Genomic DNA, 14,465 nt, shown 5'->3' on the forward strand with positions numbered 1-14,465 from the left:
GTGATGAGACTTTTTTTTGTTCTTATTTGGTTTTTTCTAACATACAAAAAAAGCTGTCGAATGAATTCGACAGCTTTTTAATGAAAGTACTCTGAAGTTATTAACGGAGCAATTGCAGAACGCCTTGTGGCAGTTGGTTCGCTTGAGCAAGCATTGCTTGGGAAGCTTGCGTCAGGATGTTGTTCTTTGTGAACGCCATTTGCTCTTTCGCCATATCTACGTCACGGATACGGGATTCAGCAGCTGTCAGGTTTTCAGAAGTGATGTTCAGGTTGTTAATGGTGTTTTCCAAACGGTTTTGGTTTGCACCAAGGTAGGAACGTGCTGAGCTCACTGCGTTGATTTGGGCTTCAACTTCTCCCAAAGTAGTAGTTGCACCAGCTTGAGTCTCAACTTTCCAACCAGAAACTTTAGTATCTACTGCAGTAAGATCGAATTTAGTAGTATCCAAATCCAATACTTGTGTAGATTCTTGACCAATTTGCAGGGAAATTTTGCTATTAGCTGCAGAGTTATCGAGCAGACTAATTCCATTGAATTTTGTATTGCCTTTGATGTTTTTCACTTCTTTTGCCAGTTCATCCAATTCTTCTTGCATGCGCTTACGGTCGTTAGTGTCGTCATAAGTTCCGTTCGCAGATTGAGTAGCCAGTTCTTTTACACGAACAAGCATGTTATTTACTGTTTGCAGAGCGCCCTCCGCTACTTGGATCAAGGAGATACCGTCTTGGGAGTTGCGGGAAGCTTGCTCCATACCACGGATTTGTGCACGCATACGCTCGGAGATGGAGAGACCTGCTGCATCGTCAGCTGCACGGTTGATGCGGTAGCCGGAAGACAGTTTCTCAACGTTTTTCGCCAGGCTGCCTGTGTTTACACCTAGTTGGCGATGAGTATTCATTGCGGAAATATTGTGGTTGATAATCATGGTGTTTCCTCCTTGAGTTGTTGACAGCCACGTCCCTGTGGCTGATCAGGATTATGACAATATGTTAGCTACTTAGCGGAGCAATTGCAGAACGCCTTGTGGCAGTTGGTTCGCTTGAGCAAGCATTGCTTGGGAAGCTTGTGTCAAGATGTTGTTCTTTGTGAAAGCCATTTGCTCTTTCGCCATATCTACATCACGGATACGGGATTCAGCAGCTGTCAGGTTTTCAGAAGTGATGTTCAGGTTGTTAATGGTGTTTTCCAAACGGTTTTGGTTTGCACCAAGATAAGAACGTGCTGCACTGACTTTATTAATTTGATTTTCTACATCGGCCAACGTAGTCACTGCATCTGCTTGTTTGTTAACTTTATAGGCTTTAACTGCACCTTCTACATCAGTCAACTTGAAGCTGTCTACTTTCAAAGTCAGCTTTTGAGTACTTTCTTGACCGATCTGCAGGTCAATGTCTGTACCGCCTTTAAGCAAATCAATACCGTTGAATTTCGTATTGTCTTTAATGTTTAATACTTCTTTTGCCAGTTCATCCAATTCTTCTTGCATACGTGCACGGTCGTTAGTCTCGTCATAAGTACCGTTCGCAGATTGAGTAGCCAGTTCTTTTACACGAACAAGCATGTTGTTTACTGTTTGCAGAGCACCCTCAGCTACTTGAATCAAAGAGATACCGTCTTGAGAGTTGCGGGAAGCTTGATCCATACCACGGATTTGTGCACGCATACGCTCAGAGATAGAGAGACCTGCTGCATCGTCAGCTGCACGGTTGATGCGGTAGCCGGAAGACAGTTTCTCTACGTTTTTCGCCAGGCTGCCTGTGTTTACACCCAATTGGCGATGAGTATTCATTGCGGAAATATTGTGGTTGATAATCATGTTTTTTCCTCCTTGAGTTGTTGACAGCCACGTCCCTGTGACTGATCAGGAATTATGAAAATATGTTAGCTACTTAGCGAAGCAATGCTACTTAGCGAAGCAATTGCAGAACGCCTTGTGGCAGTTGGTTTGCTTGAGCAAGCATTGCTTGGGAAGCTTGTGTCAAGATGTTGTTCTTTGTGAAAGCCATTTGCTCTTTCGCCATATCTACGTCACGGATACGGGATTCAGCAGCTGTCAGGTTTTCAGACGTGATGTTCAGGTTGTTGATGGTGTTTTCCAAACGGTTTTGGTTTGCACCAAGGTAGGAACGTGCTGAGCTCACTGCGTTGATTTGGGCTTCAACTTCACCCAAAGTAGTAGTTGCACCAGCTTGAGTCTCAACTTTCCAACCAGAAACTTTAGTTTCTACTGCAGTAAGATCGAATTTATTAGTATCCAAATCCAATACTTGTGTAGATTCTTGTCCAATTTGCAGAGAAATTTTCTTACCTGTAGCACTATTGTCGAGAAGATTGATTCCATTGAATTTTGTATTGTCTTTGATGTTTTTCACTTCTTTTGACAGTTCATCTAATTCTTCTTGCATGCGCTTACGGTCGTTAGTGTCGTCATAAGTTCCGTTCGCAGATTGAGTAGCCAGTTCTTTTACACGAACAAGCATGTTATTTACTGTTTGGAGAGCACCCTCCGCTACTTGGATCAAGGAGATACCGTCTTGGGAGTTGCGGGAAGCTTGCTCCATACCACGGATTTGTGCACGCATACGCTCGGAGATGGAGAGACCTGCTGCATCGTCAGCTGCACGGTTGATGCGGTAGCCGGAAGACAGTTTCTCTACGTTTTTCGCCAAGCTGCCAGTGTTTACACCCAATTGACGGTGTGTATTCATTGCGGAAATATTGTGATTGATAATCATTGATTTTTCCTCCTTGATATGTCGATAGTCACGTCCCTGTGACTATTCATGAATTTGAGACTCATCACAATCGCGCGCTTGTAACTTTGTCCCTACATTACTATTATCGGATTGTAGCTTTCGAGATTTCAGCACTTTTTTTCTTTTTCTTCATAAAAAAGAAAAAAGATGATCTATTGACCATCTCCCGAATCCAGTTTCGTTTGAATTATGCTCTTTAAAGTGGACCAATCATTCTGACTCTTTGTAGCCAGACGATTCTCTTCCTGAATAGCATCAAATATTTCTTTCCGATAGACGTCCAAGTTTCGAGGCGCTTCAATTCCAATACGAACCTGATCGCCATCCACAGAAATAATTTTAATTTCGATGGTGTCACCGATCATGATTGATTCATTTTTCTTTCGAGAAAGGACCAACATGTAAACACCACCTACTTGTTTTCCGTAGCTGGTTGCTCGAACAACTGCTGACGGATAGAGTATGAATCTTCCTGTAAAATAACCTGCCTACCCATCCGATTCGATAGATTGACCACAATTGGAGCTTTTAAATTTACCGTCGTCTGGTTATTTTCTCGTATCGTTACGATGGAGAAAACCGCCACAGGAGACGATTCATTTATTCTTAAAGCCTCTTTTGTTACAGATGATAGCGAAAACTCATAGGAAGGAAAGAACACAAAAGGATCTACTACCCAAAACCCAACATCCTTATCTTCTGTAGACTGAATTAAAAAGAAGGGGCTCTCCTCTTCCTGCATCAACTGAAAAAACTGCAAATGAGAAAATCCAGGGATCCCATCTTCAAAAAATAACTTGCCCAGCTCCACTTTTTGACTCGTGTTCATATTCTCCCCCTCACTTACATTGTTCTATCCAGTTGACTACCCACCACGTCTATTTTGAGACTATTATATTGTATCATATACGGCTCCACTTTACCTGGTGTATAGGAAAGCTCAGGAGGACTCAACACCGGCTGCATACTCATGCCGTTACGTTTTACGTTGATTACTGCCGGTTTTGCCTGGATGCTTACGTCGACTCCCTCATCTAAAGATGCAGCTGGAGGGGTATACCCACCCTCCAATGCACGCAGCCCTTTTTCTCTTCCAATGTTAGCGATGGCATTTTCTTTTGTATGAATCCTCATCATACGGTCGCCTTCTTGACTTTTCTCCGCAATCGCCTGTAACCACTCTTGTCGCCCGTAAGATGCATTACTATCACTAAATTGCATGGGCGTCATGATCCCAATGTTGGCTCTAGCCTGACTAGAATCAATTTGTAACTCCGTTCTTCCCTGCTCAATCGAGATACTAGCCGCTTCTTGATGTAGGTTCATCTCTGCCTTTGGCTGCTTTATTTCCTGAATAGGTTTCTTGATATCTAGACCTATCCGGGCAAAGGTACTCTCCATCCGAATTTGCTGAATTTGCATTTAGCTTCCCCCTTTACAATTCCTAGCGAAGGAAGTCTAACAATGTTGGCTGAATAATGCGTGCTCCCGATCCTAGTGCCGCTGAATGAACACTTTCTTGCGTTTTTAAATCCGTCATTACTTCTGCCATGTTGGCATCTTCATTTCTTGACATTAAATCAGAAATACTTACTTCTTGCGTCTTCAATCTTTCGGCAATTAATTCAACCCGATTTACGTTTGCACCAAGCGATGCACGTTCCGCAAGAAGTTTATCAAATTGCTGGTCTGCTTTTTGCTGAAATTGTCCGGCGCTTCTTCCATTACTAAGTTCAGTAATGACATTATCCAACAACTTAAACATATTGTTTGCGTTATCAGGAAAATTAAATATGTTTTGTGCATTTACGTTTGAGGTCACAAAGACATTTTGACTTACCTCTAAATTTATTAGTGAACTGTTAGTATTAACAAAATCTCCTTTCCCACCATTTGCTGCTGCATCATAAGGAGCAATATTTGTATCAGTACCTGCAAAAATATACTTTCCATTTATTTGTTGGTTAGCAAGGGTTCCCAAGTGGTTCTTCAATTCCTGAACCTCTGAACCCATCGTTTTTAAATCCTCTGGCGATATAGCACCATCGGCAGAATAGATTAAAAGCTCTTTAATCCGCTTCATAACGTTCCCAACTTCGTCCATCGTACTATCGGTCATATCTAACCAAGATTTTGCCTCATCCACATTGCGTGTATATTGTTCATTCTCCATCAATGATGACCGATAAAACATACCACGTGCTGCTACAACAGGATCATCAGAAGGTTTTGCAATCTTCTTACCAGATGCTAATTGATCTTGTAGCCTATCCATGTTACGCATGGAATTGTGTAAATTCCGTAGCATATTACTATTCAGCATGTTCTGCGTTACACGTACCGCCATATCTATACCCTCCTAATTAGAGGCCAACCCGGCCCATGCCATTGATGACTTTATCCAAAACTTCGTCCATGCTTGTCATGACACGTGCAGATGCGCTGTATGCATGTTGATACTTCACCATTTCTGCCATCTCATCATCAATAGAAACACCGGATACAGATTGTCGTTGGTTGTCAACAGTGCCAACGAGCATTTCGGAGTTCAATTGATTACGCTTGGCTTCCTGGGCATCGACACCCAATTGGCTGATCGTATAACGGTAGTAGTTATCCAACGTAGAGCTTTCTGCCAAGTCATTCGGACCCGTACCCGCAGTCAATACCTTGAACTTGATCGAAGCAATAGCGAGAGCGCTCTTGTTATTCCCTACAGGGGTACGCCCTGCTTCTTCTTGTGCTGCTGCGATCGCATCCAAGCTCTTCATGATCTCTGGGTTAATAACGAGGCTGGACGCACCTTTCGGATAATCTTTTGTCGCTGGATTAGCAGCCAAAGAATTCGCATCTACAAAGAACGGCAGATCCTGTACAGTCCCATTGTTAATATCACTCAAGCTTCGTCCTGCCCGATGCAGATCATTAATTTCCTTCGTCAGATTCACCGCCAAAACATCCAAGCGTTTCAGCATGTTCGGCACGATCTGATCACGAGATTGGAGCGTTCCAGCCATATAGCCGGTTGTCGGCACAAACGCCGCTCCGCCCAGCGTCATGTCACTCATACCCGTAGCTGGATTTTGTACAGTAGCTACTGGCTGCGAAGTAATCCCCGTAACAAAATCTCGACCTTCAATCGTAACATTGACCATTCCCGCTGTCGATTGCGTCGCACGAATCTCCACCAACTTGGAGAGCTTGTCCAAAAGCACGTCACGCTGGTCATAGAGATCGTTTGGTTGATAGCCATGCGGTACAACGTTTGCAATCTGATTGTTCAAGTTAGCAATCTGTTGGCCCAAGGAGTTGATCTCCATTGATTTTACATTGACCACGTTATTGAGATCAGTTTGTACTTCCTTAATATGATTGGTCAGCGTATTAAATGTATCCGCTACTGCCTTGCTTCGTTCCCGAACAACTGCGCGAGCTGAAGTATCAGTAGGGTCCTTGGCAAGGTCCTGCCATGCTTGCCACATTTGGTCCATAACCTTTTGCAATCCAGTATCAGAAGGCTCATTCATGATGCCTTCCAATTTCTCCAACGTTTCCAAACGGCCATCCCAATAGCCTTGGCGTTTGTACTCATTCCGATACTGAATATCCAAAAACTCTTCCCGCAGACGCTGGATACTAGTAGCTTGAACCCCTGTTCCGAGCAACCCTGGCTCGATACTCGCTTGCATCCCTACATAAGGCAAGCCTGTCGTAGCCTGCATATTCACGCGCTGGCGGCTGTAGCCTTCCGTATTCGCATTGGAGATATTGTGTCCCGTTGTATTTAGCGCGGACTGTTGAGCGAACAAGCCGCGTTTGCTGACTTCAATTCCATGAAAAGTAGAGCGCATTTCGACACCTCTTTACGCTTTTTTGTTGAAAAAAGTTCGATTAGCCTGACGATACGTATCCGAGGTCGGCCTTCCGTAGATGAAGTCGTCCTCGGGCGTATCCGTGATCAGGTCGAGCGTCATGTTGACAAAAGAAAGGGATTGCTCCAGTAACTGCTGATTCAGGTCGTTAGCATCGCGCAGTTCAGTCACAATCCGGCTTAGCTCATTACGACAGGAGTTGAGTCGCATCTTCTCTTCCGCACTGGTCGTCAACTTGATCAATTCAGCCAGTGTGCCTTCTTGCAGCGCAAAGCCCTTCTGTGCTGTCAGTTCTTTTACGACTTGCTGGCGGGCTGCTTCAGCTTCTGTGACGCCCTTGATCAGTTTTTGCTCCTGGCGTGTAATGGCTATAAGTTCATCCACATTTCCTTTTACCAGCACTTCTTTCTTGTGCATAGCTAAGGTATACAAGGCTTTGTGCAACTGGATCAAGTTGTCGAGCAGATCGTAGAGTCTGTTCATTCCTTGCTTCTCCTCATCTTCCATCGAAAACTATTCAAAGAGGCTGTTCAAAAAGCCCTCTTTCGATCTGTGTTACAGCTTTTTCCAAAAGGACAGGAGCTTATCAGCGATCCGCTCACTTGAGACGTGATATTTTCCTTCCTCTACTTGCTTCTTCAACTGCTCCACCTTTTCCCGACGTTGCGGAGAGTTGACATCTTCTACTTGCTTTTGCATTTCCAGCGCTTCTGTGGAAATGTTTACTTCATCCTTGCCCATCGGGATTTTGCCGCTTTTGCCTACCTGGTTGTTGCCTGTCTTGTTGTAAGCATTGATCATCCCGACACGGTTAGGTTCATTAATCCGCATCTGATTACCATCCTCTCATACCAACGGTCTTTTCATAGAAAAAACCGATGACACCTCTTAGTAGTATCATCGGCAATTTCATCATGTACGATTAGTTTTTTTGCACAAAACTATTCGTCACTATTCTGCTTTCTTCGATAAGCTGCATTAGCCAGTTCGGCGCGTTGGAATTCGTCCAATCGTTGCTCTACCTCGAGTTGCTGCGTAATTTCATGCTTCAGGCCTTTTAGACATGATTCGCAAATATTGCCTGCTCGAATCAAAAAACCGCATCGCTCACATGGATAGCCAAGGTTGGGACTTCCGGCAACCGAAATGCGCCCTTCCTTGATAAACTTCGTGATTTGCTTCACGCTCACACCGGTGGCTTCGCTCACTTGATGAATATTCGATCCGCGATTTTCGCGCTTACGCAAATACTGGGCACATGCCTCATATTCTTGTTCCACTTCTTTATTGCATTTGGGGCAAATGTCACGGACTGCTTGTACAAATACAGCATCACACCGCGAGCAGTTTGCCAACTTGCCCATAGACATATCGGACAACCCCTTTTCCGTTCAGAAAGTTCATACGGTTCCATATCCGTTGTATGCCTACATCATAGCTTAATTTTTCCAAACTGGCTATCGGTATATTGTCAAGGAATACATATCACAGCTTGGCCCCAAATACTCTCTGATTGTCCTCGCGCACGAACGCAGCGTCGAGCCAGTCGTATAAATATCGTCAAGGAGCAGGATTTTAGCAGCAGAGGGTATGTCCTGACCATCCCACACAAAAGCTTCGCGCATACTCTCCTGACGTGCTGCCCGCCCTTTTTGCTTGCTTAGCTTTGGGGTGTCCTTCGCCCGGAGAAGCAACGGTTTGACAGGAATTTTGATTGCTGCTCCTAAATGACGAGCCAGCAAGTCAACCTGATTGAAGCCGCGTTCCCTCAAACGCTGTGGATGTAGGGGAACCGTCGTGATACAGGTAAACCCCATAGATCTGTAATAACGCTGAACTGTAATGGCGAGAAGCGTACCGTAAAATGAAGCTAGCCGTTCGTCACCGCGGTATTTAAACAATCCGAGCAAATCCCTCTCTCCCTTTTCATAGCGAAGTAAACTCCGATTTGCCACCAATATTTTACCATCTTCCCCATGAACACAATCCCTGCATAGCCCTTCATTGCCGATACTAGCCTGCAACTCCCTATCACGCCCGCACCGTTGGCAAATATCATGCCCAATCAACGGTAAAGCATCAAGGCAAGCTCCACACAACATAATCCCTTTTAACATGCGATAGGTGACCGGATACCCCGCCTGATCCGATAGCTGTCGCGCTTTTTCTCGAGCGATCGATTCCTTTTGAAATGCTAGGATACGCCCACCACAACGGACACACACCCCACTGGTCATGAATGCCCCCTTTGTTCGGCCAGCCTTTGAGCCAAGCTGTTCATCTGTGAAATCTGCCTGACAGCCCGCTTTGGAGAAGTAGAGCGTTCTGCTTGTAAAAACAGAACGCTACCTGTCGTATCATCGACTGACCGCCCAACTCGCCCTGCTATCTGCACCAATGACGCCTCGTCAAATACTGGCGCCTCCGCACCTACGACTACTACGTCACTCTTTGGTATGGTCACACCCCGCTCCAGAATCGTTGTCGTCACCATGACGGTATAACGTTTTTCCCGAAAGGCGAGTACCTTCTCCTCCCGCATAGGGTCTGCCGCATGAACTCCAGCCATCTCCCCCACATGAGCAGGAAGCCACTTGCGAAGGTATGATAGCACCCTATCAATTTCATCAACCCGCGGTACAAAAACAAAAACTTGTCGGTCTTTATTCAGAGATGTACGCACTGCATCAATAAATGGCGCCACGATTCGATTCGTCTGAACGCGCTTATGTAAGCCTTGTACCGTGAGAATCTTGGGGACAGGAAGCGCAGCACCATGATAGCGCCCAGGTAACAGAACATGTGTATCAGAGAAAAGCGGTATCGTCCCAGACGAGCCTAGGGTTAAGCGTCCTTTTCTAACGAGCCGCTTTTGCAAATATCCCGGAGGTGTCGCGCTTAAATAAAGCAGCTTGCCATTCTTTTTCACCGCTCTGGATAGAGCGCGATACAAAATGGGATCATTATGATATGGGAACGCGTCAGCTTCGTCGAGAATGACCAGTAAAAAACGCCGATGGAAGCGCATAACCTGATGCGTGGTCGCAATTGTGATGTCACTCTCTTCCCACTTTTCCGAGCTCGAACCGTGGACGGCAATCACTTTGGCCCATGGAAACACTCGCTGAATCCTCGGAGCCAGCTCCAACACGACGTCTTTTCGCGGTGTCGCAATCAAAACGCGACCACCAGCAGCAAGTGCCTCTGTAACCGAAGGGAATAACAGCTCTGTTTTGCCCGCTCCACAAACTGCCCAAATCAAATATTCCGACAGCCCTAGTCTCGGATTGGCTACAAAGCATCGTGCTCGCTCAGCTGCCCGTGATTGATCAGCCGAATACTTCCCCGCCCACTCCAATCTCGCCACGTTCTGCAAATGTTCTGCGCTACGAAAAAGGGATGAACCAACATCCATTAAAAAATACGGTGTGCAACACTTACTCCTGCCCATCCCTAAGCAAGCTGTGCAATAAGCGCAACCTTGCTCACACGTATGACAGTAAGTAAACTCCACCTTCGCTCCTGCACTTCCGCAGCGTTCACATACCAACTCCAGCCTATTGCGCCGCCATCCTTTTGTGACCGAAAAACGAATGCCTGGTCGCCACTCCGCTTTGTTTGCAAGCACGAATGAATGCAAAATGGCGGACAAATCATGCACCTCCACCCCTCGCTTTTTCAGCAAGGACTCCACTTCATCCCATAGGAGCGCACGACCATCCAAAATCTCGCTTAAAACAGCTTCTTGTGAATTCTCGTGCGATGAGCTCCTACGAAGAAGCTCGCGACCACTCGAATAGCTCAACCGAGCATCCGGCATTTCCCCCGATTCTTTGCCACCTTGATACGGGACTTCCACACTCTCCTCAACTGACTCCCAAGAAAACCACCCGTGCTTTCGGCGGTCCTGTACACTTATTACTTCCCGCGCATATAAGCTACTTGCTTCGCGCACACCACTTACCGCTATCGCCCTCAACTCTTTTACATTTCTATCAGTCAGCACCCGTTTATCTTGATCCATCAAATATCCGTTTACCTTCGCACGCAAGGAAAAAGCCAGCGCAAGCGAAGACGTCTTCCCAATGACATGCAGGACACATCCTTCTCTTTCCTGCCAAAAAGAACGATCTACAGAAAAGCTGGGCGTAACATAAGTCTGCACCTGTGGTATTGATCCGCCGCAAGCTTTGATATACAGCAAATACTCACGCATACGCTCACTCCTCCGCCTTCTTGTTCTTAGTGTGCAAAAAGACAGACTGGTCCAGCAAATAAATTTCGGAACTAGAATCAGGGCCTAGAAAAATAAAAAAGCTGCCGATCTATTGTCGACAGCTCGTAATATTTACGCTCACCAAATTTTTATGCTCCCTCTTTATTCTCCCGCAGATCAATGACGATGGTTCCAGCCACCATCTCCTCCTGTACGTCTCCCAAACAATAGCCGTACGGATAACGTTTCAAGACGGCTGTCATCTGTTTCGTATCATCGTCAGACCCATCATCTATCAAGGTAATTCGGATCGGTCTGCCACTCCAATACGAGCGAAACAGCAGACTCCTCACTACACGTTCCAGCACCTGTTCCGAATTGCGCACCAGCAACCGATAATGCTCATGCGGGAGCTCGCTCGCGGTATCCGTCCGATTGGTCCAGTGCTCCGCGATCATTACCAACAAAGAGGAGCAGCCAAATGCTGCCAAAAGCCATACAATCAGCTCTTCCATCACGGTCATACCTCCTCCTATACCAAGGTATGCCGCACAGCTTGAACAGAGTGCAAATCGGAAGCGCTTCCTACAATTTCACCCAGCCGTTTTTAATGGAGATGACAACAGCTTGTGTCCGGTCTTGAACATTGAGCTTTTGCAAAATGCTGCTGACGTGATTTTTAACCGTCTTTTCACTAATAAACAGGAATTCCCCAATGGCACGATTGCTTTTTCCTTCTGCCATCAGCTGCAATACTTCCCGCTCGCGACGGGTAAGTGATTCGATCACTTTTGGATCGATGGCTTGCGATTCATCTACTGAGAAGCTACGCTCTGCCGTCCCTTCCTGCTCGCTCAGACGACGGAATTCTTCAATCAGCTTTCCCGTCACCTTCGGATGTATGTATGCACCACCACTCGCCACTACACGCACAGCGTCAACGAGGTCTGACGTTCCCATTTCCTTCAGCAAGTAGCCAGACGCTCCAGCTCGGAGTGTACGATACACATATCCCTCATCATCATGAATCGAGAGCATAATCACACGAGTAGAAGGGCTTACCGAAATCACATTTTCTGCAGCAGAAACGCCATTTATGTTCGGCATGTTAATATCCATCAACAAGACATCCGGCTTGTGCTCTTCCGCCAATACTGTGGCTTCTCCTCCGTCCGCACCTTCCCCGACGACCTTGAAATCTTCTTCCATTTCCAATATTCGCTTTACGCCTTCGCGAAATAATTGATGGTCATCCACAATCACAATGCGGAGTTCTTGCTGTCTCTTATCCATGGTTCATCCCCCAGTACTTATTTACGTATCACGTCACAATTTTATCGGTATTTGGAATATAACCTTGGTTCCCTCTCCCGGAGCGGATTGCAGCTCGACACTGCCCTCTAAGAGCTGTACACGCTCACGCATTCCCAAGAGTCCAAAAGAGTTGCCATTCGCCATGCGTTTTTCCAGATCGAATCCGACCCCATCGTCTTTGACGACAAGGCTTAACGAATCTTGTACAAATTCCAGCTTCACTTGTACGGTCGTAGCGCCTGCGTGCTTCTCCACATTGTTCAGACATTCCTGAACCAACCGGAAGATCGCCGCCTTTACCGAACTGCGCAAAGGAGGCTCCACACCGAATACTACCAGATCGATGGAAGACTGAATTCGCTCTTCGCATGTTTGAATATATTTTTGCAAGGTAGGTACTAGCCCTAAGTCATCTAATGCCATCGGACGCAAATCAAAAATAATACGTCGAACATCCGCCAAGCTCAAGCGTACCATTTCCTTCAGCTCGTGGAGTTCCATTTGCGCTTCCAAAATGCGTTCGTTCTTCAGCATGCGTTCTACTATTTCCGAACGCAGCACGACATTCGCCATCGATTGAGCTGGCCCGTCGTGAATCTCGCGCGCGACACGCTTGCGCTCTTCTTCCTGAGCCTGGATTACCTTTAAGCCCATCAACTGATGCTGCTTAGCCGATTCCAGTGCCTCGCCTATCTTGCTTAAGTCACCCGTCAAGTAACCAAGCACGACGCCCATTTGAGAAACCAGCTTTTCTGCTCGGACGATCGTTTCTTCCAAAGTACGTAGTTGACGCTCCAAATCATTTCTTCTGCGCTTCAAATTGTTTTCCCGCTCGCGGTAAATGGACAGTTCTACCTGAATACGGCTCGCCTCTTCATACGCAACCCGAATGTCTTCCTCCGTGTACATATGAAAATTGCGACTGACCAAGACGAGCTTGTTGCGTGATTTGCGATATGCAAGTTCAAGCGCATCGACTTTTTGAATCACTTTGGAAATCTCTTGTCGAAGTTCATGTAATTCAAACTTCAATGAGTTGCCATGCTGTCTGGCGTTTTCAGCTATATCAAATATTTGGGTTTTACTCGTTTCTACGGTTTCAATCGTTCGTTTGATCACCCCGTCCAGCACGCTGATGTCTATCGCTTTGTTCATGATTGCTCTCCTTCAAACTCATTTTTAGCCTTCGTGAACAACTGTTGGAGGTGCTCTTCTTTTACGTCTCGCAGTCCCATGTCATTGCGTGGAATGGCAAATGGATCTGTTCCCTGTTTTACGAATCCACGATTAGATGTAAACACATAGCGGTAGCCAGCTTCACGAGCTGTCTCCAGTACGATTGGACTTGTGTATCCAAACGGCAACGAGATGACTTCGATCTCTTGCTTCATCCAATCGCTTAAGCTGACGCGAGATATACGAAAATCCACAAAGAGGCGGTCCCTGTACTCTTTTTCGTCCTCTAAACGATGCAAGTCCTTCAGAAAGACCGGAGCTGTTTCTGGGCCAAGATCGCCCCACTCATTTCTTTCTTCCTCTTCATGCAGACTGTACGTATGGGACCCGATTGTAACCAGTCCCGATTGAATCATTTCATTAACTTGTTGACGCGTAAGTGGTGGCGTCATATTCTCCCGTTTTCGATCAGCTACATCTCTTAAGCGCCCCGCAATCGCGAAGTTCACTGAAGGGTAGCCGTATGTACGTAAGATCGGAAATGCTTCTTTGTAGTAACTCTCATACCCATCGTCAAACGTAATCAAAACAGCATTCTCAGTCGGTAAGGTACCCGTCTCCATAAATCGCAGGAACTCCTCCAGCGAAATCGGATTCAGGTCATTATCATGCAAAAATTTCATGTGTTGGGCAAATTGATCAGGAGCTATGACATACCGCTGATTCGATTGATCCGTGACATGATGGTACGTCAAAACAACAACCTGATTGTTATACCACTTTTTCGTTTGAACCACTGCTTCTTCTGTTGGTGTGACGTTTGGCTCAGCATTTTTTGTCTCACTTATGCTTATAGACGTATCCACTTGGGGAAAAGGTTGCACTTCTTGTTTATTCTTTTTTTCCAGAAAAGATTCGCCTAAGAACCCAATAGCCACTATAAAAAACAAAAAAGTAAGAAACACGATCAGGAAGAGCCTTCTGTTCGGCAAAAAAACCCCTCCTCTACTTCCTCACTAGGAGATTCGACACAGTCATACAAATTCCTGTGCAACAATTGACCCAATAATTGGATGACTCTGCTCCTAAAAGAAAAAGAGCCCAGTAGCAACACCAGGCTCTTTTTAT

The 14,465-nt window shown here is 45.9% G+C and carries 17 protein-coding genes; all 17 read right to left on the bottom strand.

Annotated features, from left to right (window positions below):
• Window positions 1–100 precede the first annotated feature (100 nt).
• Entirely contained in the window at window positions 101–928 is an 828-nt protein-coding gene (locus ODZ53_RS06980) for a flagellin N-terminal helical domain-containing protein (protein WP_372676454.1), read from the bottom strand.
• A gap of 72 nt (window positions 929–1,000) precedes the next feature.
• Window positions 1,001–1,819 (bottom strand): flagellin N-terminal helical domain-containing protein, encoded by an 819-nt coding sequence (locus ODZ53_RS06985; protein ID WP_372676455.1) that lies wholly within the window; start codon window positions 1,817–1,819, stop codon window positions 1,001–1,003.
• Between the two features lie 91 nt (window positions 1,820–1,910).
• The gene (locus tag ODZ53_RS06990; RefSeq protein ID WP_372676456.1) at window positions 1,911–2,738 is read right to left on the bottom strand and encodes a flagellin N-terminal helical domain-containing protein; all 828 of its coding nucleotides are present in this window, start codon (window positions 2,736–2,738) and stop codon (window positions 1,911–1,913) included.
• A 173-nt stretch (window positions 2,739–2,911) separates the two neighbouring features.
• Complete coding sequence (gene csrA, locus ODZ53_RS06995) at window positions 2,912–3,160, bottom strand: carbon storage regulator CsrA (RefSeq protein WP_372676457.1); 249 nt, start codon at window positions 3,158–3,160, stop codon at window positions 2,912–2,914.
• Window positions 3,161–3,171: 11 nt separating this feature from the next.
• A complete protein-coding gene (gene fliW, locus ODZ53_RS07000; protein ID WP_372676458.1) occupies window positions 3,172–3,588 on the bottom strand; it encodes a flagellar assembly protein FliW in 417 nt (138 codons plus the stop codon).
• A gap of 14 nt (window positions 3,589–3,602) precedes the next feature.
• A complete protein-coding gene (locus tag ODZ53_RS07005) occupies window positions 3,603–4,181 on the bottom strand; it encodes a DUF6470 family protein (RefSeq protein WP_372676459.1) in 579 nt (192 codons plus the stop codon).
• Window positions 4,182–4,203: 22 nt separating this feature from the next.
• Window positions 4,204–5,106: a flagellar hook-associated protein FlgL gene (gene flgL / locus ODZ53_RS07010; protein ID WP_372676460.1), complete on the bottom strand. Its 903-nt coding sequence runs from the start codon at window positions 5,104–5,106 to the stop codon at window positions 4,204–4,206.
• Between the two features lie 16 nt (window positions 5,107–5,122).
• A complete protein-coding gene (gene flgK / locus ODZ53_RS07015) occupies window positions 5,123–6,610 on the bottom strand; it encodes a flagellar hook-associated protein FlgK (protein ID WP_372676461.1) in 1,488 nt (495 codons plus the stop codon).
• Window positions 6,611–6,622: 12 nt separating this feature from the next.
• A complete protein-coding gene (locus ODZ53_RS07020; RefSeq protein WP_087341954.1) occupies window positions 6,623–7,114 on the bottom strand; it encodes a flagellar protein FlgN in 492 nt (163 codons plus the stop codon).
• A gap of 72 nt (window positions 7,115–7,186) precedes the next feature.
• A complete protein-coding gene (flgM, locus tag ODZ53_RS07025) occupies window positions 7,187–7,462 on the bottom strand; it encodes a flagellar biosynthesis anti-sigma factor FlgM (RefSeq protein WP_016742371.1) in 276 nt (91 codons plus the stop codon).
• Between the two features lie 110 nt (window positions 7,463–7,572).
• On the bottom strand, window positions 7,573–8,001 hold the full coding sequence (locus ODZ53_RS07030; protein ID WP_015893569.1) for a TIGR03826 family flagellar region protein: 429 nt from the start codon (window positions 7,999–8,001) through the stop codon (window positions 7,573–7,575).
• Window positions 8,002–8,088: 87 nt separating this feature from the next.
• On the bottom strand, window positions 8,089–8,868 hold the full coding sequence (locus ODZ53_RS07035) for a ComF family protein (protein ID WP_372676462.1): 780 nt from the start codon (window positions 8,866–8,868) through the stop codon (window positions 8,089–8,091).
• Entirely contained in the window at window positions 8,865–10,847 is a 1,983-nt protein-coding gene (locus ODZ53_RS07040) for an ATP-dependent helicase ComFA (protein WP_372676463.1), read from the bottom strand. Before ODZ53_RS07040 ends, ODZ53_RS07035 begins: the two co-directional genes overlap by 4 nt.
• A 149-nt stretch (window positions 10,848–10,996) precedes the next feature.
• Window positions 10,997–11,371 carry a glycosyltransferase family A protein gene (locus ODZ53_RS07045; RefSeq protein ID WP_372676464.1) on the bottom strand — a complete coding sequence of 125 codons (375 nt, stop codon included), beginning with the start codon at window positions 11,369–11,371 and terminating at the stop codon, window positions 10,997–10,999.
• 61 nt (window positions 11,372–11,432) lie between these two features.
• Complete coding sequence (locus tag ODZ53_RS07050) at window positions 11,433–12,140, bottom strand: response regulator (protein WP_015893575.1); 708 nt, start codon at window positions 12,138–12,140, stop codon at window positions 11,433–11,435.
• 33 nt (window positions 12,141–12,173) lie between these two features.
• A complete protein-coding gene (locus ODZ53_RS07055; RefSeq protein ID WP_015893576.1) occupies window positions 12,174–13,316 on the bottom strand; it encodes a sensor histidine kinase in 1,143 nt (380 codons plus the stop codon).
• Complete coding sequence (locus ODZ53_RS07060; protein ID WP_372676465.1) at window positions 13,313–14,329, bottom strand: polysaccharide deacetylase family protein; 1,017 nt, start codon at window positions 14,327–14,329, stop codon at window positions 13,313–13,315. The genes ODZ53_RS07055 and ODZ53_RS07060 overlap by 4 nt, the downstream gene beginning before the upstream one ends.
• Between the last annotated feature and the right edge of the window lie 136 nt (window positions 14,330–14,465).

The organism is Brevibacillus sp. BD137 (assembly GCF_041644655.1).
Classification (GTDB): Bacteria; Bacillota; Bacilli; order Brevibacillales; family Brevibacillaceae; genus Brevibacillus; species Brevibacillus brevis_D.

Coding starts and splice junctions, on each gene's coding strand:
- flgM (WP_016742371.1), bottom strand. CDS start 7,462: ATGCGGATTAATGAACCTAACCGTGTCGGGATGATCAATGCTTACAAC.
- ODZ53_RS06985 (WP_372676455.1), bottom strand. CDS start 1,819: ATGATTATCAACCACAATATTTCCGCAATGAATACTCATCGCCAATTG.
- csrA (WP_372676457.1), bottom strand. CDS start 3,160: ATGTTGGTCCTTTCTCGAAAGAAAAATGAATCAATCATGATCGGTGAC.
- ODZ53_RS07035 (WP_372676462.1), bottom strand. CDS start 8,868: ATGACCAGTGGGGTGTGTGTCCGTTGTGGTGGGCGTATCCTAGCATTT.
- ODZ53_RS07045 (WP_372676464.1), bottom strand. CDS start 11,371: ATGACCGTGATGGAAGAGCTGATTGTATGGCTTTTGGCAGCATTTGGC.
- fliW (WP_372676458.1), bottom strand. CDS start 3,588: ATGAACACGAGTCAAAAAGTGGAGCTGGGCAAGTTATTTTTTGAAGAT.
- flgL (WP_372676460.1), bottom strand. CDS start 5,106: ATGGCGGTACGTGTAACGCAGAACATGCTGAATAGTAATATGCTACGG.
- ODZ53_RS07005 (WP_372676459.1), bottom strand. CDS start 4,181: ATGCAAATTCAGCAAATTCGGATGGAGAGTACCTTTGCCCGGATAGGT.
- ODZ53_RS07030 (WP_015893569.1), bottom strand. CDS start 8,001: ATGTCTATGGGCAAGTTGGCAAACTGCTCGCGGTGTGATGCTGTATTT.
- ODZ53_RS07055 (WP_015893576.1), bottom strand. CDS start 13,316: ATGAACAAAGCGATAGACATCAGCGTGCTGGACGGGGTGATCAAACGA.
- flgK (WP_372676461.1), bottom strand. CDS start 6,610: ATGCGCTCTACTTTTCATGGAATTGAAGTCAGCAAACGCGGCTTGTTC.
- ODZ53_RS06980 (WP_372676454.1), bottom strand. CDS start 928: ATGATTATCAACCACAATATTTCCGCAATGAATACTCATCGCCAACTA.
- ODZ53_RS07050 (WP_015893575.1), bottom strand. CDS start 12,140: ATGGATAAGAGACAGCAAGAACTCCGCATTGTGATTGTGGATGACCAT.
- ODZ53_RS07040 (WP_372676463.1), bottom strand. CDS start 10,847: ATGCGTGAGTATTTGCTGTATATCAAAGCTTGCGGCGGATCAATACCA.
- ODZ53_RS07020 (WP_087341954.1), bottom strand. CDS start 7,114: ATGAACAGACTCTACGATCTGCTCGACAACTTGATCCAGTTGCACAAA.
- ODZ53_RS06990 (WP_372676456.1), bottom strand. CDS start 2,738: ATGATTATCAATCACAATATTTCCGCAATGAATACACACCGTCAATTG.